25 protein-coding genes and 1 pseudogene are annotated in these 22,981 nt (G+C 44.7%); 16 read left to right on the forward strand and 10 right to left on the reverse strand.

Features of this window, described 5'->3' with window-relative positions:
- The 7 genes from AC1HDP_RS08270 to hemW all read left to right on the forward strand — a co-directional run bounded on the left by AC1HDP_RS08270 (position 1) and on the right by hemW (position 4,894).
- Positions 1-705 (forward strand): YggS family pyridoxal phosphate-dependent enzyme, encoded by a 705-nt coding sequence (locus AC1HDP_RS08270; RefSeq protein WP_479638382.1) that lies wholly within the window; start codon positions 1-3, stop codon positions 703-705.
- Between the two features lie 106 nt (positions 706-811).
- Positions 812-1,630: a pyrroline-5-carboxylate reductase gene (gene proC / locus AC1HDP_RS08275; RefSeq protein WP_479638383.1), complete on the forward strand. Its 819-nt coding sequence runs from the start codon at positions 812-814 to the stop codon at positions 1,628-1,630.
- A gap of 46 nt (positions 1,631-1,676) precedes the next feature.
- On the forward strand, positions 1,677-2,225 hold the full coding sequence (locus AC1HDP_RS08280) for a YggT family protein (RefSeq protein ID WP_140933340.1): 549 nt from the start codon (positions 1,677-1,679) through the stop codon (positions 2,223-2,225).
- Between the two features lie 4 nt (positions 2,226-2,229).
- Entirely contained in the window at positions 2,230-2,529 is a 300-nt protein-coding gene (gene yggU / locus AC1HDP_RS08285; RefSeq protein WP_479638384.1) for a DUF167 family protein YggU, read from the forward strand.
- Between the two features lie 97 nt (positions 2,530-2,626).
- On the forward strand, positions 2,627-3,067 hold the full coding sequence (locus AC1HDP_RS08290) for a DUF4426 domain-containing protein (protein WP_479638385.1): 441 nt from the start codon (positions 2,627-2,629) through the stop codon (positions 3,065-3,067).
- Between the two features lie 88 nt (positions 3,068-3,155).
- Positions 3,156-3,755 carry an RdgB/HAM1 family non-canonical purine NTP pyrophosphatase gene (gene rdgB / locus AC1HDP_RS08295; protein WP_479638386.1) on the forward strand — a complete coding sequence of 200 codons (600 nt, stop codon included), beginning with the start codon at positions 3,156-3,158 and terminating at the stop codon, positions 3,753-3,755.
- Complete coding sequence (gene hemW, locus AC1HDP_RS08300; RefSeq protein WP_479638387.1) at positions 3,755-4,894, forward strand: radical SAM family heme chaperone HemW; 1,140 nt, start codon at positions 3,755-3,757, stop codon at positions 4,892-4,894. Before rdgB ends, hemW begins: the two co-directional genes overlap by 1 nt.
- 461 nt (positions 4,895-5,355) lie before the next feature.
- On the opposite strand, the gene AC1HDP_RS08305 is transcribed toward hemW, so the two are convergent.
- A complete protein-coding gene (locus AC1HDP_RS08305) occupies positions 5,356-6,297 on the reverse strand; it encodes a LysR family transcriptional regulator (protein WP_479638388.1) in 942 nt (313 codons plus the stop codon).
- Between AC1HDP_RS08305 and AC1HDP_RS08310 the strand changes: the two genes are divergently transcribed.
- A complete protein-coding gene (locus AC1HDP_RS08310; protein ID WP_479638389.1) occupies positions 6,296-6,562 on the forward strand; it encodes a hypothetical protein in 267 nt (88 codons plus the stop codon). The two genes, AC1HDP_RS08305 and AC1HDP_RS08310, sit on opposite strands and share 2 nt — an antisense overlap.
- On the opposite strand, the gene AC1HDP_RS08315 is transcribed toward AC1HDP_RS08310, so the two are convergent.
- The 4 genes from AC1HDP_RS08315 to trmB all read right to left on the reverse strand — a co-directional run bounded on the left by AC1HDP_RS08315 (position 6,538) and on the right by trmB (position 9,470).
- Positions 6,538-7,326 carry a DUF2884 family protein gene (locus tag AC1HDP_RS08315; protein WP_479638390.1) on the reverse strand — a complete coding sequence of 263 codons (789 nt, stop codon included), beginning with the start codon at positions 7,324-7,326 and terminating at the stop codon, positions 6,538-6,540. The genes AC1HDP_RS08310 and AC1HDP_RS08315 overlap by 25 nt on opposite strands.
- An 85-nt stretch (positions 7,327-7,411) precedes the next feature.
- A complete protein-coding gene (gene glsB / locus AC1HDP_RS08320) occupies positions 7,412-8,326 on the reverse strand; it encodes a glutaminase B (RefSeq protein ID WP_479638391.1) in 915 nt (304 codons plus the stop codon).
- Complete coding sequence (locus AC1HDP_RS08325; protein ID WP_479638392.1) at positions 8,326-8,652, reverse strand: 50S ribosome-binding protein YggL; 327 nt, start codon at positions 8,650-8,652, stop codon at positions 8,326-8,328. The genes glsB and AC1HDP_RS08325 overlap by 1 nt, the downstream gene beginning before the upstream one ends.
- 101 nt (positions 8,653-8,753) lie before the next feature.
- Positions 8,754-9,470, reverse strand: coding sequence for a tRNA (guanosine(46)-N7)-methyltransferase TrmB (gene trmB, locus AC1HDP_RS08330; protein WP_140933349.1), 717 nt, complete (start codon positions 9,468-9,470; stop codon positions 8,754-8,756).
- Between the two features lie 262 nt (positions 9,471-9,732).
- Here trmB and mutY point away from each other — a divergent pair.
- Positions 9,733-10,796: pseudogene (mutY, locus tag AC1HDP_RS08335) on the forward strand (A/G-specific adenine glycosylase).
- 3 nt (positions 10,797-10,799) lie between these two features.
- The gene (locus AC1HDP_RS08340; RefSeq protein ID WP_479638393.1) at positions 10,800-11,072 is read left to right on the forward strand and encodes an oxidative damage protection protein; all 273 of its coding nucleotides are present in this window, start codon (positions 10,800-10,802) and stop codon (positions 11,070-11,072) included.
- Positions 11,073-11,159: 87 nt separating this feature from the next.
- On the opposite strand, the gene AC1HDP_RS08345 is transcribed toward AC1HDP_RS08340, so the two are convergent.
- Entirely contained in the window at positions 11,160-11,987 is an 828-nt protein-coding gene (locus tag AC1HDP_RS08345) for a LysR family transcriptional regulator (protein WP_140933352.1), read from the reverse strand.
- Positions 11,988-12,124: 137 nt separating this feature from the next.
- Here AC1HDP_RS08345 and AC1HDP_RS08350 point away from each other — a divergent pair, with 137 nt between their 5' ends.
- From AC1HDP_RS08350 to AC1HDP_RS08370, 5 genes are all read left to right on the forward strand, one after another.
- A complete protein-coding gene (locus AC1HDP_RS08350) occupies positions 12,125-12,847 on the forward strand; it encodes an SDR family oxidoreductase (protein ID WP_479638394.1) in 723 nt (240 codons plus the stop codon).
- Positions 12,848-13,050: 203 nt separating this feature from the next.
- Positions 13,051-13,713, forward strand: a complete 663-nt coding sequence (locus AC1HDP_RS08355) for a potassium channel family protein (RefSeq protein WP_479638395.1) — start codon at positions 13,051-13,053, stop codon at positions 13,711-13,713.
- Positions 13,710-15,077 (forward strand): TrkH family potassium uptake protein, encoded by a 1,368-nt coding sequence (locus tag AC1HDP_RS08360; protein ID WP_479638396.1) that lies wholly within the window; start codon positions 13,710-13,712, stop codon positions 15,075-15,077. The genes AC1HDP_RS08355 and AC1HDP_RS08360 overlap by 4 nt, the downstream gene beginning before the upstream one ends.
- Positions 15,078-15,326: 249 nt before the next feature.
- Positions 15,327-15,944, forward strand: a complete 618-nt coding sequence (locus AC1HDP_RS08365; RefSeq protein ID WP_479638397.1) for a MarC family protein — start codon at positions 15,327-15,329, stop codon at positions 15,942-15,944.
- A 455-nt stretch (positions 15,945-16,399) separates the two neighbouring features.
- Positions 16,400-18,766: a phosphoketolase family protein gene (locus AC1HDP_RS08370; protein WP_479638398.1), complete on the forward strand. Its 2,367-nt coding sequence runs from the start codon at positions 16,400-16,402 to the stop codon at positions 18,764-18,766.
- 121 nt (positions 18,767-18,887) lie between these two features.
- Here the strand turns inward: AC1HDP_RS08370 and AC1HDP_RS08375 are convergent, their stop codons facing one another.
- Together AC1HDP_RS08375 and AC1HDP_RS08380 are read right to left on the reverse strand one after the other, a co-directional pair.
- Positions 18,888-19,658 carry an MBL fold metallo-hydrolase gene (locus tag AC1HDP_RS08375; RefSeq protein WP_479638399.1) on the reverse strand — a complete coding sequence of 257 codons (771 nt, stop codon included), beginning with the start codon at positions 19,656-19,658 and terminating at the stop codon, positions 18,888-18,890.
- A 118-nt stretch (positions 19,659-19,776) separates the two neighbouring features.
- Positions 19,777-20,184, reverse strand: a complete 408-nt coding sequence (locus AC1HDP_RS08380; RefSeq protein WP_479638400.1) for a globin — start codon at positions 20,182-20,184, stop codon at positions 19,777-19,779.
- A gap of 193 nt (positions 20,185-20,377) precedes the next feature.
- On the opposite strand from AC1HDP_RS08380, the gene AC1HDP_RS08385 reads away from it, so the two are divergent.
- Positions 20,378-21,388, forward strand: a complete 1,011-nt coding sequence (locus AC1HDP_RS08385) for a nucleoside hydrolase (RefSeq protein ID WP_479639859.1) — start codon at positions 20,378-20,380, stop codon at positions 21,386-21,388.
- Positions 21,389-21,544: 156 nt separating this feature from the next.
- Here AC1HDP_RS08385 and AC1HDP_RS08390 read toward each other — a convergent pair whose 3' ends face one another.
- Both AC1HDP_RS08390 and AC1HDP_RS08395 read right to left on the reverse strand, forming a co-directional pair.
- Positions 21,545-22,186 carry a LysE family translocator gene (locus tag AC1HDP_RS08390; protein ID WP_479638401.1) on the reverse strand — a complete coding sequence of 214 codons (642 nt, stop codon included), beginning with the start codon at positions 22,184-22,186 and terminating at the stop codon, positions 21,545-21,547.
- 78 nt (positions 22,187-22,264) lie between these two features.
- Positions 22,265-22,831 (reverse strand): mechanosensitive ion channel domain-containing protein, encoded by a 567-nt coding sequence (locus AC1HDP_RS08395; RefSeq protein ID WP_479638402.1) that lies wholly within the window; start codon positions 22,829-22,831, stop codon positions 22,265-22,267.
- Positions 22,832-22,981: the final 150 nt, after the last annotated feature.

Consider the following 22,981-nt stretch of genomic DNA (forward strand, 5'->3'; position numbering starts at 1 on the left):
ATGACAACAATAGCAGACAGACTGGCAATCGCCCAGCAAAGGATAATTGAAGCTACGCAGCTTTGCGGCCGTAATAGTTGTGAAATCAGTCTATTGGCTGTAAGTAAGACTAAGCCTATCGCAGATATCATAGCGGCTTATGACGTTGGTCAACGTCAATTTGGCGAAAATTATGTGCAAGAAGGTGTCGATAAAGTTCAAGCCTTAAAAAGTACTTATCCCGATATAAAATGGCATTTTATTGGCCCACTGCAATCTAACAAAAGCCGTTTAGTCGCCACCCATTTTGATTGGATGCATACCTTAAGCCGTGAAAAAATTGCCCAGCGCTTAAACGATCAACGTCCTCAAGATATGGCGCCGCTTAATGTCTGTATTCAAGTCAATATTAGTGCCGAAGATACTAAATCTGGAGTGGATATTACTGAACTGTCTCAATTAGCCACCGCCATAGCCAATATGCCAGCGCTGCGTTTGCGCGGCTTGATGGCTATAGGCACACCAACTGCGGATAGTGAGTTACAACAACAAGAATTTACTCAACTGAAACAGGCCTTTGATACGCTTAAACAGAGTTTTACTGAACTTGATACCCTGTCAATGGGAATGAGCGGTGATTTAGATAACGCCATTGCTTGTGGTAGCACTATGGTACGCATCGGCAGCGCCATTTTTGGTGAGCGCGATTATGGAGCTAACCATTAGTCTTGCAAGCTAAACGCACAAAATTGCTCTTGTTTTTGCATCAAACAGCCCAAATACTATAGCTAATGCGCGAGCCATACTTTTTGGCATAATGTAAGGAAATTGAATGTCTGCTAGTAAGATTTGTTTTATCGGCGCGGGAAATATGACTCGCAGCATCATTAGCGGCCTGATAGCCCATGGTTATTGCCCGCAAGCCATCACGGCCACCAATCCAAGTACGCCAAAACTTGACGCATTAACTCAGGATTTTGGCGTACTCACAAGTACCGATAATCTTCAAAGTGCTGCCGATTGTGATGTGATAGTACTCTGCGTCAAACCGCAAATCATGCAGCAAGTATGCACTGAATTAACGGCCATTGACCTATCAAGCAAGCTAGTCATTACTATTGCCGCAGGCGTATTAAGTGACAGATACCCAAGCTATTGCAAGCAGCCTTTAGCCTTAATTCGCGCTATGCCTAACACCCCAAGTCAAATTGGTTTAGGCATGACAGGCCTTTATGCCAGCACAGGAGTCACTGCCGCGCAGCGCGACTTATGCGAGCAAATGCTTAGCAGCATAGGTAAAGTATTATGGGTCGATAGCGAAGATAAGCTTAATCTCGTCATCGCCTTAGCTGGCAGTTCACCGGCTTACTTTTTCTTATTTATTGAAGCTATGGTGGATGCCGCGGTTAAACTCGGTATGAATGCCGATGAAGCGAGATTACTCGCCCAGCAAGCCGCGCTTGGCAGCGCAGCAATGCTTGAGAACAACCCAGATATATCGCTGCAGCAATTGCGTCAAAATGTGACCTCAAAAGGTGGCACAACCCATGAAGCCATAGTCACCTTTGAGCAAGGTGGATTACGCACTTTGGTGGATGAGGCGATGAATAATGCCATCAAGCGGGCTGATGCCATGGCGGCCACCTTTTAATAATAACTACAGACTAGATCCCATTGATACAAGGTGAAATACAGTAATGAATGCAATGACTTTTTTGATAAGTACCCTGTTTGATCTCTATCTAATGGTGGTGATTTTACGTATTTGGCTGCAATTTGCTAAAGCAGATTTCTATAACCCATTTAGCCAATTTGTAGTAAAAGCGACTCACCCGATTGTTTCACCTATGCGCCGAGTATTACCTTCCATTGGGGCATTAGATACCGCATCGTTAGTGTTAGCCATTGCTGTGGTTATGGTCAAAGTTGTGCTTTTAAGCTTGATTGCTGGCGGCGCGATTAATGTACTAACCATCTTTATTTACGCTTTAGTGTCTGTGGTTAAACAAGCGGGCGTTTTATTATTCTGGATGCTTTTACTGCGCGCCATTTTAAGCTGGTTCCAACAAGGCTATAACCCAATCATTCAAGTGTTTAGCCAATTAACCGATCCGATTTTAAGCCCAATTCGCCGCGTTATCCCACCGATTGGTGGCTTAGACTTATCTGTAATGGTACTGATTATTGGCCTTAACTTCCTTAATATCTTGTTAGCCCAATACATACCATTTTGGGCTGTGGTGTAAGTCAGTGTCAGCAGCAATTCATTGGCAGCAGCAGGACTTATTGATTCGGGTATATATTCAGCCGAAGGCCAGTAGAGATGCTTGGGTGGGGATGCATGGTGATGAAATTAAAATCGCCATCACAGCCCCACCGATTGATGGTAGAGCCAATGCACATCTGACTAAGTATTTAGCTAAGTTATTTAAAGTCGCCAAAGGCGAAGTGGATATTATTAAAGGGCAATTAGGCCGCCATAAACAAGTGCTTATCCATCATCCTAAAAATATTCCCGCGCAAGTAGCAGAACTTTTACCAACAAGTTAACACTTATCGAAAATTTGTAGCCTCATACCCGTGAGGCTCTTATAATTAATACCATCTCAATTCGGTGACTATGCTCACCCGCCACTAGGTTGTCATCATGTCGCACCTAATCTCACGTTTTGCCGCGCTGTTGTTACTACTTGGATTAACCATTACCCCAGCCCACGCCACTGAGCAAAAGGTTGGAGATTTCCAAATTCATTATTCGGCGTTTAGCAGTACGTTTTTAACCCCAGCCATTGCCAAGGCCAATAATATTCAGCGCAGTCGCTATATCGGGGTGCTCAATATTTCGGTGCTAGATACCAGCAAAGCGGGCTCTCCTGCCGTACCGGTTGAAATTACAGGCATTGCTAATAACTTACTTGATGCCCGCATGACGCTTAAATTTCAAGAAATTAAAGAAGGCGATGCCATCTATTATTTAGCTGAAGTACCTTATCGCGATAATCAAGAAATCAACTTTCAGATAGCGATTAAGTACGACAAACAACTCAATACTGTCGTTAAATTCAAGCAACAATTCTATACCGACTAAGCTCAACACCTTGAGCTGTGCAGTCACCTTGCTTGGGCTCACTGGGATGCGTATCATGTCGCCCCATAAGCCCAGCCAAGGAACTCTCATGAAACACATAGTATTAGCCAGTGGCAACAAAGGTAAATTAGCCGAATTCGAGCAAATGCTCGCCCCATTTGGCGTCAATATGTTGCCACAAAGCCAATTTGAAGTAAGTGAAGTCGCTGAAACTGGCACCACCTTTGTGGAAAATGCCATTATTAAGGCCCGTCACGCGGCGCTAATCACAGGTCATGCTGCCATTGCCGATGACTCGGGTCTTGAGGTTGATGTGCTTGATGGCGCACCTGGCATTTATTCAGCGCGCTTTGCTGGTGAAAACGCCACGGATGCAGACAATGTCACTAAGCTATTAGCAACCTTAGAAAACCACTCACAGCCTAGCGCCCGTTTTCAGTGTGTTTTAGTCTATATGCGTCACCATAAAGACCCAACCCCGATTATTTGCCAAGCTAGCTGGGAAGGCGTGATTAGTAATCAGCGCTTAGGTGATAACGGCCATGGTTATGACCCAGTATTTATTCCAGCAGAAACTGCAGGCCAAAGCGCGGCGCAAATCAGTAGTGACGATAAAAATCGCTTAAGCCATCGCGGTAAAGCATTACAAATGCTGATTGCGGCCATGCAAGATAAAGGTGTCCTTTAATGCTAGCCTTGCCACCCCTGAGCCTTTATATCCATATTCCTTGGTGCGTGCAAAAATGCCCCTATTGCGATTTTAACTCCCATGGCCAACATGGTGAGTTACCGCAACAAGAATATGTCGATGCCTTGCTTAACGATCTGGACGCCGACTTAGCTTATGCCCAAGGACGCGCACTTAGCAGCATCTTTATTGGTGGTGGCACGCCATCGTTATTTAGTGCCGAGCAAATTGCTAGGTTACTGACAGGTGTTGAAGCGCGCATTGCGTTTGCGCCTGATATTGAAATCACTATGGAAGCCAATCCCGGCACCTTAGAGCATGACGATCTCAAAGCCTATCGCGCCGCCGGTATTACTCGCTTATCTATGGGTGTTCAAAGCTTTGATAACCAAAAGCTTAAAGCTCTTGGTCGAATTCATGGTAAAGATGAAGCGATTAATGCGGCAAACTCAGCGCGCGGCGCAGGCTTTAATAGTTTTAATCTCGACTTGATGCATGGCTTGCCCGAGCAAAGCTTGCAGCAAGCCATGGATGATATTACTCAAGCAGGCGCATTAATGCCGCCGCACTTGTCTTGGTATCAATTAACCATTGAACCTAGCACCTTGTTTTATTCTAAACCGCCAACCTTGCCCGATGATGAAGCCTTATGGCAAATCTATGAGCAAGGCAATAAGTTATTAACTGAATTAGGTTATGTGCAGTATGAAATCTCAGCCTATGCCAAGCCTGGTTATCAATGTCAACATAACCTAAATTATTGGCAATTTGGCGACTACCTAGGTATAGGTTGCGGTAGCCATGGCAAAATTACTGTCCCCAGTGATAATCGCATTTTTAGAACGGTCAAGATTAAGCATCCCAAAGGATACTTAGCTGCTCTTGATGTTCGCTATGAAGTCACAGATGTGCTTGAAGAAGATAGACCGCTTGAGTATTTAATGAATCGCTTGCGACTATTAAGCCCTATGCCTAAGCGTGAATTTGAAGAGCGCACCGGCCTTAGCAGCGACTTACTGTTACCTGGCATGACTAAAGGCGCGCAGCGGGGCTTAATCACAGATTTAGGTGATGCGTGGCAACTGACCGAGCGCGGCCAGATGTTTGTTAACGACTTACTCTCCCAATTTTGTGATTAAGGCTCAGTGATCAAGAGTTCGGTGTTTACTTAATCTTTAATCAAGAGTCCCGTAACTAACAGTTTTTGATTAACCCCTTAGTGAATAAAAAGGCTAACTTGGCATTGCTGAGTTAGCCTTTTTTGCGCACCCACTTCATCTATTTCTATCAGCCTTTCCTTGCCCGTTTATTCGTAAAATGACAAACCTCTTGGCCAGCTAATTCCAAGCAATATCATGCCGCAGACTGAAGTTAAGTAAAATGAAGGCAAAAAAAATCCCCGTGATCCACGGGGATAAACTGAAAATGGTTAGGTTGGGTTATGACTATCCTGCAAAGGAATTCAGTTTCAAATATAGGCAACAATCCTATAGGAGAAGTGTACGGAAAATCATCATCCTTGGCTAAGGCTATCCGGCCCTTAATTGTAACAAAGCTTTTGCCCAAGATTAACCGCCGTTAATCTTGAGCCGCTAAAACCTTACTTTCGCTCGCTATATAAAGCCGCGTATGGCACGTCCCAATAAGGCGGAGTACCAATTTGCTCTTTAATAAATTCAATAAAAGCGCTGACCTTAGGGGCTAAATGCTTACGTCTTGGATAAACCGCCTGCAAAGGTAAATGATGAGTCAATTGCCAATCTCTTAGCATAGGCACTAAGGTACCCTTCTCAATTTCGCCTTCAAGTAAGTAACTGGCTAAATAGACTATACCTAAGCCGCTAACGGCCGCAGATTTAAGTGCCGGAGCGTTATCAACCCTGAAGTTACCCGTCACCCCAATTTCGCAGTAATCATCACCTTTACGGAATTGCCAAGTGCTGTGTTCATGCCACTCACCTTGATAAACCAAGCAGTTATGCTCAACCAGTTGTTCAGGGCGCTCCAGCATGCCGTGGCGGGCGATATAACTGGGAGACGCCACCAGCATAAATTGTGACTTCATTAATGGCCGCGCCACCATGCCTAACGGCAATTGCTCTGACATAGTTAACAGTAAGTCCAAGCCTTCACTGACTACATCAACCTTATGATCTAAAAGAGTAATTTGTAATTCTAATTCAGGATGGCGGCTCATAAATTCAGGCAAGGCCGGAATAATATGCATAGCACCAAATGATTGCGAGATGCCAACTTTTAGCAATCCGCGGGTAGCATCATTAAGATTATGAACACTGGCAATAGCCTGATCGGCATCACGCAATAACTCTTCACCTTGTTCATACAGTAAATGACCAGCTTCAGTTAAGCTTAAGCTGCGCGTTGTACGTTGAATAAGTTGCACACCTAGCTTATGTTCCAGATCAGCAACTTGGGTACTTACTTTAGATTTAGAAATACCTAGACGGCGGGCTGCAGCACTAAAACTTCCGGCTCGAGCTACGTGGGTAAAGATAGCTATGGGTTCTAACAGTTCTAGCATGAAAGTCGCCTTAAACGGGAAACAAAATATCGTTAAGTTAAAACTATCTGCAATTCACCCTAAAAAATGCCATCTTGGTAAGATGCAAACAGCCGCTAAATTTGGTCATATCGTACTGAATTTAGAGTTCAGTTTTTTTGTTTTCGATATTATAACAAATATTAATCTGGCACACAGGCAAAAAATCCCAGCTAATGCTGGGAAATATCTCACAAACGATTTAATGATAACAATTGTCGTTTATTTCAGCGGTACGGGCACTTGAGCTAATTCAGGTACTTGCTGCCAAAGCTGTTGCTGCAATTGTTTAAGCTCTGGCAATTGCGCACAAATAGCGTTGGCTTGCTGCTTTAATTGCTGCACATTGGTTTTCACCCGAGTTTCAATTTGCTGCGCTTCTTTTTGCATCTTAGCGCCAAAAGCTAGCATTTTTTGATCGAAACTATCGCCTTCCATCATCATTATCTTCCCGCCCATAGATAACATCACAGTTCCCATGGCATTTTGTATTAGCTGTTGCACTTCATTAGTGAGCGCTTGCTCTAAGGTTTCATTGCCTTGAGCGCGATCGCCACCTAAGTGATAACTATCGCCATTTTTTACGGCGATGGTTATCACCTTGTCAGCTAATGATTGCGACAGCTTATCTATTTGTGGCTGACTTTGCGGGCCTAACAAGGGAGTTAATGATTCATTTAAGGCACCTGACACTAGCACTAGGGCATCATTGGCTAAAGTCACGACTTGCGGCACTTGCTTACGCATGGCCTGCGTATAATTGTTTAAGCTTGCTTGCTGCTGGGCAGTTAAACGTATCTGTTCGTTATTAATAAACAGCCGCTGATTATCAATGCGATAGCTCTCTTTACCTTGCTGGGTAAATGTCAGCTTAGTGGGCGTCATATCGATATCATAATTCATATCAATATTGCAGGGACTCGTCGCTTGAGCCTGAGTAGAAATAGATAGCAGCAATACACTCGCCGCCAATCCTTTGGACAAATGGGACAACACAGACGGTAGAGTCATCATGATTCCTTGATAAAAAGACTGGGTATAAAGATTGAGCCAGAAAATTAAGCATTAAGCACCACAATAGCATGGCTAAGTGACGCTAAAAAATAGAGCGGCCTAATTCTTGGCTTAGCGCTTCCAGTAGTGCGGTACCCACCAGCGAATTACCATTGTCATCGAGTGCCGGTGACCACACGCATACGGATAAATCACCAGGGATCACCGCAATTATGCCGCCGCCAACACCGCTTTTACCCGGCATACCAACGCGATAGGCAAATTCACCCGCGCCATCATATAAACCTGAGGTCGCTAATAAAGCATTTAACTGACGCGTTTGCACTGAAGATACTAACTTGCGCCCCGATAAGGTTACGCCGCGATTAGCTAAATAAAACATTGAGCGGGATAAATCGGCGCAGCTCATACGCAAAGCGCAATAATGAAAATAACTGCGCAGCACAGTATCAACATCTTGATGAAAATTACCAAAGGACTTCATCAAAAATGCAATGGCAGCATTGCGGGCACTGTGATCATATTCAGAGCGTGCAACTTCTTTGTCATAAGCAATTTGTGGGTTACCGCTTAAATCGCGCACCAGTTCCAGCATGCGCTGTTTCGGTGCACTTAAGCGTCCTTGCAATAAATCGGCAATGACTAAGGCGCCAGCATTGATAAAGGGATTTCGCGGTATGCCGCGCTCAAGCTCGACTTGCACTAAGGAGTTAAACGAGTGGCCTGAGGGTTCTTTACCGACGCGCGACCAAATCTCATCGTCATCGTACAAGCCCATAGCTAAGGTTAAGCTGAATACTTTGGAAATGCTTTGAGCGGAGAAAGGTTCTAAATAGTCGCCGGCACCAATAGTGGTGCCGTCCGCCATAGTTACCGCTATCCCGATTTTATTGGGATCAACCTGCGCTAACGCCGGAATATAGTTGGCGACTTTACCTTGATTAAGCAAAGGTCTTACTTGCTCAATCAAGGCTTCTAACTGTGCCTTATCAGGCATTAGCCCCACCAAATATCGTAAAGTTCAGTCACTTCAACATTGGTAACAGCTTGGTTTTTCCAAAACTCAGTTACGGCTGCGCGATCTTCATCGCTACACTTGCCCACGTTTTGGGTTGCAATTACGCCTTCCCAACCACGGTGGCCGCCGCCATGGAAACCTAAGTTTCTTGGCTCAATCACTTGTTCAATGAACTTGTCTAACGCCGCATCGATAGCATCTTCACTGACATCGTCATTAAAAGTCCAATGAACATCAAAACCCAGTTCTTGGAATTCATCAATTCTGAGTTTTTTACGTAAACGACGACTTCTATTTGTGGCCATGGTCACTCTCCTAAGGATGAATAAAATAAAACCGAAAAATCTGCAGCATTCATGTATGCCCCTTAGCCAGCTAAGAGGCAAGCATAGTTAACTGAGATTAATTAAACTGTGCGCTCAAACATCAAATCCCACACGCCATGACCTAAGCGATGGCCGCGAGCCTCAAACTTAGTTAATGGACGGTGATCTGGACGCTCAACATAATCATTGCTGTTTGACTGGTTAGCATAACCTTCAGCCGCTGACATCACTTCCAGCATATGCTCGGCGTAGTTTTCCCAATCGGTAGCCATATGGAACACACCGCCAATTTTTAATTTGCGACGTAATAACTGCACAAATTCAGGCTGCACGATACGGCGCTTGTGGTGACGGGCTTTATGCCAAGGATCTGGGAAGAACAATTGCACACGGCTCAAAGAGCCATCAGCAATAGAGTTCTCTAACACTTCTACCGCATCATGGTGGAAAACACGTAAGTTGGTCACGCCTTCTTTAGCGGCGTCCCCTAAACATGCGCCAACGCCCGGCTTATGAACTTCAATGCCGATATAGTTTAATTCTGGTGCTGCTTTAGCCATTTGCACTAAAGACGCGCCCATACCAAAACCAATTTCTAACACAACATCGGCTTCGCGGCCAAATGCAGCAGCTAGATCTAAAGAAGTTGGGGTGTAATCTAAGCCCATAGTCGGCCACTGAGTTTCCAGTGCCTGCTCTTGACCCTTAGTTAAACGGCCTTCTCTTAATACAAAGCTTCTGATTTTACGCAGATACTTACCGTTATCGCTAAACTCTGCTGTGGTTACTTCGCTCATTATTGCCCCGAATGCGTGCCTAGTTGTGAAAAACAAAAGAAAGGCATTATCCAAAGTTAGCTTGCCAGCGCAAGCACTATCATGTGTTGGCAGCAAAGATTAACGCTTTAGCCACAAGGAATGACCTTTTAGTAACCTGTCGCCACCAGATAATACCTAGTTTGCTGATATGGCTATGAAGGCAATAAGACCCGAGTTTAACTTGTTCGCCCGTTACGCTGTGGTTACACTGCCGCCAATACAGACCCTATTATAGCTTTCTATGACCATTAGTTTTAGCGAACGTATCGTGAACTGGTATCAGCTCCACGGACGCAAACACTTGCCTTGGCAGCAGCAAAAAACGCCTTATCGGGTATGGATTTCAGAGATCATGTTGCAGCAAACCCAAGTAGCCACTGTGATCCCATACTATCAAGCATTTATGCAAAGCTACCCAGATATCATCGCTTTAGCTAACGCCCCAGAAGATGAAGTACTGCATCACTGGACCGGTCTTGGCTATTACGCCCGCGCCCGTAATTTACATAAAACAGCCAAAATTGTGCGCGATGACTATGCGGGTATTTTTCCGAGCGATATCAATCAAGTGATTGCCCTGCCGGGTATTGGCCGCTCCACAGCGGGCGCCATTTTATCCTTAGCGTTAGGTCAGCCCCAGCCGATTTTGGATGGAAATGTTAAACGTGTGCTCGCGCGCAACAAGCCATTGACGGTTGGCCTGGGCAAAGCAAAGTCGAGCAAGCCTTATGGCAACTGACAGAAGAGCTTACCCCAAGCCAGGATGTCAGCGCTTACAATCAAGCCATGATGGATATGGGCGCCAATATTTGTAGCCGCAGCAAACCATTATGCGCCCAATGCCCCATAGCCATTGACTGCCAAGCTCAGCTCAGTGGTCGCCAAACCGATTTTCCAGGAAAAAAACCTAAAAAAGTGCAACCGGTTAAAACCACTTGGATGCTGATCATGACCCAAGGCATGGAAGTTCACTTAGTTAAGCGTCCGCCCACAGGCATTTGGGGCGGGCTCTGGTGTTTTCCGGAATTTAGCTCAGAGGCACAACTACAAGAGTATTTAGTGGATAACGACTTAACTGATGCCAAGCAGCAACCGCTGGATAATTTCAGACATACCTTTAGCCACTATCACTTAGATATTAATGCCCTGTGGGTAGATATTTCGCCAAAGGCCGCGATTGCGCGCCAAGTAATGGAAGTCAATCAGTGTCTTTGGTATAACATACAACAACCGGATAAAGTGGGAATGGCCGCCGCAACTGAGCGCTTACTCGCCGCTTTATCTGCCCATTTAGTCAAGGAGTAACCTATGGCCCGCACTGTACAGTGTGCTTATTTGAATAAATCCGCTGATGGCTTGGATTTTCAACTCTATCCAGGTGAGCTGGGTAAACGTATTTTTGACAGCATTAGCAAAGAAGCTTGGGCTTTATGGCAGCAAAAACAAACCATGTTGATCAATGAAAAGAAACTCAACATGATGAATCTGGATGATAGAAAATTTTTAGAACAACAAATGACTAATTTTCTATTTGAAGGTAAAGAGGTTGAAATTGAAGGCTATGTACCGCCAAGCGAGTAACTAGCTTTGACTTACAATAAGGCGCCAAGGCGCCTTATTGGTTTACGGCTTAAAGACATCTATCAATAGTTACCCTTTGAAAGCCACCTACTTTGCTAAATATCGCAATAAAGCAATTAGTGCGGGCGATAAGGTTTGATGCGCTGGATAACATAAACCTATGCGGCGAAACATCCGCGGACCATCAAACTTCACTTGCACTAAACGCTGCTCATCTTCAATTAAACCATCCGGTAAAAAGCTAATTCCAAAACCTGCCAACACTAGCGACATCACTAATGATTTAGATTCAGCCTTAGCCACTAAATTGAGCGACATATTATTGCAGGCCAACAGACCTATGGTTTGCTGATGCGCTTCACACGGTGGGCATTCGATAAAGTCCCAACCGTTAAGTTCTGCAGGGGTCACGCTAGCTTTTGCTAATTGATGGCCTTTCGGCACGCACAACACATAGTCTTCTTCCCACAAGGGCAGGCACACTTCATCTTGATGTTTAAGTACATCTAAGGTTAAGCGGCAATCGGCGGGGCTTAAGTAGTCCACCAGCTGTAAATCCAATAACGGAATCGCATCTTTTAAGCGCGTTAAAAAGGCAGCGAGCCTACTTTGACTGAGATCTGGCATCACAGCTAAGGTCAGCTTTTGCCGGGCCGCTTTGGCTTGAAATAACTGAGGCAATTGCTTAGCTTCTTCCACTAACTTAACCGCTAATGGATACAGATAATGAGCACTATCAAGGGCTTGCACGCCTTTTTTGCTGCGCGAAAATAAATCACCGCCAAGCTGTTGCTCTAACTGTTTTAAGCTGGACGAAATGGAGGGCTGACTGACGCAGCAACGATTAGCCGCCGCAGTGATATTAAGCTCTTCATACACGGCAATAAAAAAACGCAATAATCGTAAATCCACCATACTTATCATCCAGCCCTTAGGTCATAACTAAAACCTATTATAACCCTAAGAAAATTGTATTTTAGTGAACTTGAGTCCATCTCTATACTCTAGTCATCAGCCATAGCCCACAGGGCATAGTCATTAAGGTATTCAATATGAACAAGCAATTAGTCGTGATCACCGGCGCATCTTCTGGAATTGGCGCCGCCATGGCGCAAGCGTTTAGCGCTGCCGGTCATCCGTTATTGTTACTGGCTCGCCGTATTGAGCCGATGCAAGCCCTTAAACTGCCCCATAGCCTCTGCGTTAGCGTTGATGTTACTGATGTCGAAGCGATAAAAGCTGCTATTCAAAGCGCCGAGCACAAGTACGGCAAAGTAGGCTGCTTAATTAACAATGCTGGCGTTATGTTGCTGGGCTTAGCGCACGAGCAAAACCCAAATGAATGGCAACAAATGATGAATATCAATGTCATGGGCGTACTTAATGGCATGCATGCTGTGCTTGCGGATATGAAGGCGGCGCAAACTGGCACCATAATCAATATCAGTTCAATTGCTGGACGTAAAACCTTCCCTAACCATGCCGCCTACTGTGCCAGCAAGTTTGCAGTGCATGCATTAACTGAAAATATCCGCGAAGAAGTGGCCATGGATAATGTGCGAGTGATCACCATTGCCCCTGGCGCGGTAGAAACTGAGTTATTAAGCCATACCACTAATGATGATATTAAAGCTGGCTATGAGAGCTGGAAAACCGATATGGGCGGCGTCATCCTGCCAGAAACCATAGCGGCCACGGCATTATTTGCGTGGCAACAACCGCAAAATGTATGTGTGCGTGAAATAGTGCTAGCTGCGACTAAGCAGCAACCGTAATTTGAGTATTGCGGTAACTTATCCTCCCCTCCTCTAACGCCAACTTATGTTGGCGTTAGTTTCTACAAGTGACTCCCCGCGCTATATAGACATTCACAGCCAAATTAATGTTTTTGACGTTATTAATGAATAGGCTTTAACTAACTAAATTATCAATAGGCTGCTAATTTTATCTTTTATCTCTAAACATTTATGGGGATGTTATGGCTGCAAATAATAAGCAATTTGCCATCATAGGCCTAGGGCGTTTTGGTATGGCCTTATGCTCAGAATTAGTTGAACAAGGCGCGCAAGTATTAGCCATAGATATCAAGGAAGAATTAGTCGAAAAAGTGGCTGACATGGTCAATCAAGCTGTGATTGCCGATTGCACCACAGAAGATGCCATTCGTGAGCTGCGCCTGACCGATTACGACTTAGTGGTTGTGGCTATTGGCAATCAGGTCAATAACTCCATCTTAGCCACCTTGTTATTAAAAGAGCTTGGCGTAGCCAAAGTCTGGGTTAAAGCCAATGATAAATTCCACGCTCGCATTATCGAGAAAATTGGCGCCGATAAAATTATCTTACCTGAGCGTGAAATTGGTATTCGGGTTGCGCGCAGTATGCTTGACGATAGAGTATTTGATTTTCTTGATATTGGTGATGATATGGCGCTCACTGAGTGGGTGATAGGTGCCAGCAATGAAGGCGAGCAGTTAGGCGATTTAGCATTGTTTCATCAAGAAACTATAAAAATACTGGCAGTAAAACAAGGCGCTACCATTAATTCATGCCCAAACCCTGATACCATATTACAACAAGGGGACATAGTCATTTTAGTGGGCAACAAATACGAATTGACCGCCAAGTTGAGAAGCATATGAAGTTCGGCGAATTTAATGCGCAAACCTTCAGTCCCCGCTGGTCTGAGCCCTATATTATCGTATCGAGTTTTTTGGCGGTGTTATTTCCAGCAGCCTTATTACTCATGTTGCCACCTTTTTCTGTCAGCGGCTTAAGCTTTGTTGATGCCTTGTTTACGGCGACCTCAGCCATAAGCGTGACTGGCCTTGGGGTGGTGGATACTGGCACCCATTTCACCTTAGCCGGCAAAATTCTGCTGATGCTCTTAATGCAAATTGGCGGCCTTGGACAAATGACCTTATCTTGCGTGCTGTTTTACTTATTTGGATTACGCCTAAGCCTGAGGCAACAATCCTTAGCCAAAGAAGCCTTAGGCCAAGACAAGCACATTAATATTCGCCAACTGGTCATCAACATTGTGATTTTCTCCATGGTGGCGCAAATCATAGGCACTTTGTTGTTGAGCCTGCGCTGGGTGCCACAATTTGGTTGGTTTGATGGCTTATTTACCGCCATGTTTCATGCGGTATCTGCCTTTAATAACGCGGGGTTCTCACTCTTTAGTAATAATTTAATGGGTTATCACAGCGATAGTTTAGTGAGCTTATCCCTTGCCGCCTTGTTCATTTCAGGGGGGCTGGGGTTTACTGTCGTCGCTGACATGCACGAAACTTGGCGGCGCAAAGATAAGCGCCGCTTACCAAGCTTTCATAAACTCAAACTGCACAGCAAAATAATGCTAGTGGGCACGGCAAGCCTGCTGATATTAGGCACTATTTTTATCTTTTTGCTGGAGCGTAATAACCCCAGCACCTTAAGCAATATGCCACTTAGTGACCAACTACTAAGCTCATTTTTTCAATCCGCCACCAGCAGAACCGCCGGCTTTAATACCATTAACATTGCCGCTATGACTGAGGCTGGCTTATTAATCATGATGATATTAATGCTGATTGGTGCAGGCCCAACCTCGACTGGCGGCGGCTTAAAAGTCACAACTTTTGCGGTAGCCTTACTAGCCACCAAGGCTTTCTTGCAGCAACAAAACTTTGCGAGCGCTTTTAAACGCACCTTGCCTTGGCCGTTAGTGACTAAAGCTTTAGCTATCATGGTTATAAGCGCATTGATATTGACCATGGCTATGTTTTTATTGATGCTCACCGAAAATGCGCCCTTTTACCAAATCATGTTTGAAACCATTTCGGCCTTTGCGACCGTGGGGTTAACCTCAGGCTTAACCGCTGAACTGACTACGCCGGGTAAATTTATCATGGTAGTTGTGATGATCATTGGCAGGATAGGTCCTTTAACCTTGGCTTATATGCTGTCTAAACCTAAACCTTCTTGCTTAAAGTACCCCGAAGACTCAATGCTGACCGGCTAAATTACTAACCCGCTAACAAATAGACCGTAAGCAGGCAAACAGGCTTCTTGCTTACTACTTACAAGCTACCGAAATAAAGTGCCTAAGCTCCTAGCCTCTTGGCGCTATAATTTTCACTTGCCATAATCACGCAAAAAGCAGCTCTCGACAAGATGAACACGCGCAAAGATTAACCGCAATTAATCCAAATATCATCACTTAACGGCCGATTCAAGTATAATTGCCGCAATAACAGGTTAAGGAGAGACTATGGCTGAGTATATTGCGATATTTGTGTTCTTTTTTGCTGTGATAGACCCTATCGGCACAGTACCGGTATTTATTGCAAAAACTTCTTATTATTCAGATGAGAAGAGAAAAAGAATTGCATTCAAAGCCTGCGGCATAGCCGCGCTAATCTTGCTATTTTTTGTAATAGCCGGTGAATTTATTCTTAAATCGATAAATATCCCACTTTCAGCGTTTCAAATTGCCGGCGGTATAGTGCTGTTTATTTTTGCCCTGTCGATGATTTTTGGTGAAAGTAAACCAAGCGAAGAACTGCACATGAGTAGCCCGCTCGAAATTGCGATTTTCCCTTTAGCCGTGCCATCAATTGCAAGCCCAGGCGCCATGTTAGCGGCAGTATTAATGACAGAAAACGCCAGTCATTCGTGGCTAGAGCAAGTCATCACCTCAGTCATCATGCTGTCGGTCTTATTGATAGTGTTAGGGCTATTATTGATTGCGGGCAAAATCCAACGCTTTATTGGCACGGGCGGCGCCAGCGTCATTAGTCGTGTAATGGGAATGATTTTGGCATCGGTCGCGGTATCTAGCGTACTTGGCGGCATTACTAGTTATTTTAATCTAACGCCGCCCCACTAACTTTGGCGAAGCTTAAGTAAACTACTCCAAGTACTTTTTAGCGCAAGAGCTGAAAATTAATTTCATATATGACGCTGATAGTAATTAATTCTTACTATCAGTTCAGCCGATACACCCTGCCAATCAAGCCATATTTAATCGCTCTGCCAACTAACATACTTAGATTGCATCTAGTTACTTTTGGCGCTTTATTACCCCCATAATTAACGCTATATTTTCAGGTCAACCACCTGCCTTATGCTTTCAAACGGGTTGCCACCGCCAATCAAGCTTTTGCACTTTCGTCAAAAATCACTGCAATTCCCTTGCCAATTTCATAAAAAAAGCGTCTAAATAATTAATTTTTATACAAACAGCAAAGTTGGACTCATGCCTCATTTTTGTAATTGAGTTACCAATATAGTGATTTGCAAGAGAGTTTTTATTTATTAATTTAACCTCCAGTGAGGCTAGCTATGACTCAAGCGCACGACATTATCGCCCTGAAAAAATTTGTTCGGGCCACCAACTTTCTCGCCACGTCCCAAATTTATTTGAAGCAAAACGTGCTTCATAAACGTCCCTTAACTCATGAAGATATTAAGCCTAGATTACTTGGCCATTGGGGCACTTGCCCCGGCATTAACTTTGTTTACGCTAATATCAACCGCCTGATTGTTAAGCATCAACGCCCGTTTATTTATCTTGTCGGCCCAGGTCATGGCTTCCCTGCAGTTCAAGCGAACTTATTCATGGAAGGTTCATTAAGTCATTTTTATCCAGAGACCATTCCTTACAACGAAACCGGTATTGAAGATATTTGCCGTAAGTTCTCAGCCGCTTATGGCTATCCATCCCATGCTAATCCCGAAGCACCAGGGCAAATCCTTGAAGGCGGTGAATTGGGTTATTCATTATCCGTTGGCTGGGGCGCTGTGCTGGATAACCCAGATTTGATTGCGACAGTGCTGATTGGTGATGGTGAGTCTGAAACTGGCCCGCTTGCAGCCTCTTGGTATGCTAACCGTTTGGTTGACCCGGCCACCAATGGCGCTGTGTTACCGATTGTGCATATCAATGGTTATAAGATTTCAGGCCCAACCCGTATGGGGCGCATGAGCCATGAAGAATTACACCATGAATTCACAGGCCTTGGTTACTACCCAATTATTGTCGATGATACCTTAGCGTTAGATGTCTATGAACAGATGACCTCAGCCATGGATATCAGCTATCAAATGATTTGTGAAATCCAGCATAAAGCCCGTAATGGTGAAGATGTTTGTAAGCCAAGATGGCCGGTGATCTTAATGCGCACCGCCAAAGGTTGGACCGGCGTGCATGAAGATAACGGCACTAAGCTAGTTGGCAACTGCGAATCTCACCAAGTGATCGTCAACAAGTGCGCCACCAATAAGCAGCACTTAGATGCGCTCAATACTTGGCTTGCGAGTTATAAATTCCACGACCTTTACCAAATGAATGGCAGCGGCGAGCTGATTTTTGATGAAGATATTCGTGGATTACTACCACCTAAGCATTTAAGTTGCGGTCGTCAGCACTTAGCTTATGGCGGCGAAGTGGTACGCAGCCTCACTAAGCCAGATCTTAACCAGCTTGGTTATGGCGCCGAAACCCCAAGAGGCCATAGAGGTTTCTCTATGCTGAAAATGGGTGAATGGATGCGCGACTGCTTTAAGCTCAATCGCGATCAAAAGAATTTAAGAATCTTTAGCCCAGATGAAACTTACTCCAACCAATTGCAAGCCGTGTTTGAAGAAACCGACCGCGCTTGGCAATGGCCGATTGAATCTTGGGATCAAGACATGGCACGTGATGGGCGCGTGATGGAATTATTGTCTGAAAACTTACTGTTTGGCATGTTACACGGCTATACAGTCACAGGTCGTCACGGCATGTTCCCTACTTATGAGTCATTCTCGCAAGTGATTTCGTCCATGGCCGATCAATACTGTAAATATGTGTATGCCAGCCAAGGCGTGCATTTCCGCAAGCCATTACCCGCATGCAACGTAGTATTGTCATCCTTGCTTGAACGCCAAGATCACAATGGTTACTCGCACCAGAACCCATCGTTCCTTGGCGCCATGCTAGAAAAGCATCCCCATATTATTTCGGCCTATCTGCCTGCCGACGGTAATAGCACCTTGGTGTATACCGAAAAAGCTTATGATGATCGCGACAAGCTCAACATCTTAGTGGCAGGCAAAAAAGAATTGCCACAATGGTTAAGCCTGGCAGAAGCCAGACGCCAGGCGCGCAATGGCATCATGGTGTGGGACTTTGCCTCTGATGATAATCCTGATGTAGTACTGGCAGGTTGCGGCGATTATGTCACCCAAGAGTGTATGGCATCGCTGGTATTAATTCGTGAATTACTGCCACGAGTACGCATCCGCTTTGTGTCAGTGTCTGAGCTCAACAGTTCAGGACTGGGTAGCCAAGAATTCCAGCAGCAACCTTGGTTGATGGATGACATCTTCACTAAAGATAAAGGCGTGGTGTTTAACTATCACGGTTACCCTAACACCATCAAAAAACTGGTGTTTGATTACAAGGGCAGCCACAGATTCCGCATTAAAGGCTATGAAGAAGAAGGCTCAACCACCACTCCATTTGATATGGGCGTGCGTAACGGTACTTCACGCTACCACTTAGTGATTGATATGGCTTACAAGTTATTCCAGCAAGGAGTCATAGATGAGACTCAGCATGTGGCTATCACCACAGATATGCTGCAACGCTTGGTAGACCATAAGAATTACATTAAGGCCAATGGTGTTGACCCTGAATATTTAGAAAACTGGATTTGGACGCGCTAAAAACTGGATTTAACGCGCTGATAGTTAACTCGAATCAGTAACCATTAACACCATAAAACGCCTTCATCATGAAGGCGTTTTTTATGGCAAAAATTGAGTTATTAGTAAAATCCCGCAAAAGTTAAGCTTTAGCTGCTGCCAATAAACTTCCTAGCACCTTTGTGGTTTTGGCTTTGACCGAGCGCCAATGAGTGACCGGAATTATGGGTGCATTAGTGATTATGTCATCAAAATCTGCGGCGCTAACTTGCACTTGACCGCCATGAGCAAGCAGTAAAAACTTAGGGGCTAACTGCTTAATTTTCATTAGCGATTGGCGATATCGATTGGGATAAAACAATGGATAAGGCGCAATACATTGCCCCTTCACTTTCACCAGTAAGTCAGCCACATACACCCAGTTTTCACTCAAGCTATAAAGCGCTAAGTCTCTGTCTGTATGGCCTTGACACAGCAACACTTGCCAATCATCAAACCCTGGCAATAGGTTACCATCATCAAGCTTAACATCGAGTGTTAATCTGCGGCTGTACCATAAGTTGCGTTTAGGCTTGCCCATGCGCTTTGCCACCCACTTGGCAAGCCAGATATCAGTTAAGTGCATCATAATGCCATCAAAACCTGAGTACCAATCACCAGCAATATTAGCACCCGCAAGCTTAGCACCCGTTTTTCGTCGCAATAATGCCGCCCCGCCCGCATGATCTGGGTGCATATGGGTAACAAGTATTAAGCGCAAATCGCTTAACGGCCTATTTAACTCAGTTTCAATAAATTGGCATACGGTGGCGACATCGGCGCGGCTACAACCATCAAGCAGCAGTAACTTGTCGCTATAAGCCACCAGATAAATAGTCTGAATATAACCTTGGATATAATGCAGGGTAAACATAGTCATACTCACAAGGGATAGGGCATGAGTATGTCGAATGGGAGTCGATGACTCAACAATTAGTTAGCAGTTGCTTCGCCGTGAAACGCTAAGCTCGGCTCACATTTTTAGATCACGGCTAAATTCTATCGCTAAAGCATTTCATAAATTCTATACTCGGGGATAAAATAATCCGCCACGCATCGGCATCATCATCGGTATAGCGACTATCAACTTGCGGCAGCGTTTCTACAAAGGCATCGAGCCATAATGGGAATTGACTGTCTTTAATCCCCATAGTTTGATGACGCATGGCTAATTTTGCTAAATCGTCATCACTCACCCGCACCGATGAGAAATACACCATATAGGCCAATGAGTGTTTAAACACATGCCTTTGGGTTTTCATATCGAGGGCTTCAATGCGGGACTTAATATCTGGACATTTACTTGTGAGTTTGTAATAAAAAATTTCTATAAATTCATCATAGTAGCGTTTAGTTATCCGCTCGTAACTGGCATTAAAAATCGCATTGTAATCTTTCATCCGTGAACCCTTTTATTACGCTAACACTACTTCCTAGCGGCTTTGCAAGCAAGTTAACCAAGCCCTGTATTCATCTTAGACTAAAAAACTGGCCTAAAGCTAAAATACTCAACTAACTTGTTGGCAGTGAAATAGCGCACGGACGTATAGAAAACATCGGGTTATCATGGTTAAACAACTAAGAGAGTTCCCTATGTTTCATAAGTCAAACGTATTATCACAACCCCATAAAATCATTCTCGATACCGACCCAGGTATTGACGATGCTATGGCTATTTTATTTGCAGAGGCGCATCCAAACCTTGATCTTAAAGCGCTCACTATCGTTTATGGCAACGCTACCCTTGACGATGGCATTCAAAATGCGCTCTTTATTAAAAACAAATTCAACTGTCAATTTGAGGTAGTTGCAGGGGCGAGTGTGCCACTTGAGCGCCCTGCGGTGGGCGCAACGGTTGCAGTCCATGGCCCCCATGGTTTAGGAGATGTGATTGCGCCGCCGCAAACCGTGGCGATTGATGTGCGCCCAGCATATCAGTACATAATAGATACCATTCACGCGCATCCTGGTGAAATCACTTTGGTGGCCGTTGGCCCATTAACTAACTTAGCGCTAGCCTTGCAAATGGATGCCAGCATTTGCTCGTTAGTAAAACAAGTGGTGATCATGGGCGGCGCCTTTGGTGAACATGGCCACAGAGGCAATGTGACCCCCTATGCTGAAGCCAATATTCATGATGACCCCCATGCTGCAGATATAGTGTTGAGTGCGCCTTGGCCTGTAGTTGTGATTGGTCTTGATGTCACCCAACAAAGCTTTTTTAGCAGCGACTATTTAGATGCATTACGCAATGATGCGCTACTCACACAGAGCGCTGATGCCTGTCAGTTTATCCACGATGTTAGCCGTTACTACTTGCGCTTTTATGCCGATAAACTTGGGCTCGCGGGCTGTCATGTGCACGACCCATCGGCCATAGCTTATGTGATACAACCTGAGCTCTTTAGTTTGCGCCAAGGCCCAATTCGAGTGGTCAGCGAAGGGCCAGCTATTGGCATGACACTGCAAAAGTTTGATGGCAAACGCTATCCTTTGGATGATTGGGAGAGTGCGGCAAATCAGCAAGTGGGCGTAGAGGTTGATGCCAGCGCCGTACTTGAGCTCTATCGCACTACGCTGCTGGCTTACACACCAAAATGCTAAGAGCTTATCGCTAGGCGTTTAACACTTAGCACTTAGCACTTAGCACTTAGCACTTAGCACTTAGCACTTAGCACAAGACATTTAGTCAGTACGTCATAAAAAAGGCCAGCATAACGCGTATGCTGGCCTTTTTATTAGTTAGATATAGATGGGCAATTAAGCGCTTGGAATTTGTGAGGCTAATAACCACAAAGCTAACACAATAAAAACTAAGCTCATGGCTTTATTTTGGTATTGCCTAAATTTAGGTTTCGCCAACAATTTCTGACCATGATCGCCAATCAAGGCCACCAGCAATAAGTTAAAACTTAAGCCGGCAACATTGAGCACTAAACCTAGCGCCAGTAATTGCTGGCCAGAAGATGCGCTAATATCCATTGACACAAATTGCGGCAAAAACAGCACAAAGAACATTAATGCCTTTGGGTTTAGCAAATTGCTAAACACGGCGCGGCGATACAAACGCTTAGCCATGCCTTGGCTACCACTAAGCTCGGTGGTGGCATCATCTGGCGCTGCGCGCCAACAATCCCAGCCCATCTTAAGTAAATAGGCGCCGCCAAGAAGCTTTAGTAACTCCAATGCCATAGGCTGCATAGCGATTATGCTTGATACGCCAACGGCGGCGAGTAAGGTCAGCACTAAGCCTGCGGTAGCATTACCAAGGCTTGCGTAAACGCCTACGCGCTTACCATAAGTGATGCTGGCAGACGTTATCAGCAGCATATCAGGGCCTGGGATCAGTAAAAGGGCAAGAACCGCAGTTAAATATAAGGGAAGTAAAGCTAAATCAATCATCACTCACACAAGGTGAAAAAAATTCAAGTGGCGATTGTAGAGATTTTTACCATCAAATAAAGAGGTTCTTGCCAAAAATTACGCTTTTATCTCAGTGACAGGATCAATTGGCGCTGGTGTTTCTTCTTTTTTAACTTCGATAACTTCTGGCGCTGGCACAGGTTTTGGCGCGAGTTTTAACACCGGCTTTTGCAAAATTAATGAGTTAGGATAAGTCACGACATCGCCATTATCACGGCGGATAAGTACATGAAATAAGGCAATTTCTTTGATGGTGCCGCTAATATCTTCATCCTTATCCACAACTTTAATGCGCTCGCCAATACGATAAGGAAAAACGAAGAAAATCAGTACGCCCGAGGCGATATTACTTAAAATCGACCACTGGGCAATAAACGCTACCCCTAAGATGGCAAACATAGAAGAGACAAACACGGTAATGTCTTGATAGCCAAAGCCCAAAGTCACAGCCAGTAAAGACACTGTCATAAACATCAATAAGCCAATAAAAAAGCGGGTCACCAGCGCCGCACGCGCAGGGCTAACTTGCTTTTGCTTAGCTAAGCCTTTAATCCAAATGCGCACCCGCGACTGCAAAAAGTAAAATGCGCTGAGATAAAGTAGTACCAGTAATATCTTTAACATTATCAATTGATATCCATAGAAATTAATCGCACAAATATATAGGCATTAGCCAGTTATTCCAAGTGACATAGTGCCTTAGTGATATTGAAGCTAATTTAAACTGCAAAAATGCCAGCTCAAATGCCCAATACTAAGACTGCTGCCGATTAC

The sequence above is a fragment of the Shewanella sp. ISS20 genome (assembly GCF_056522965.1).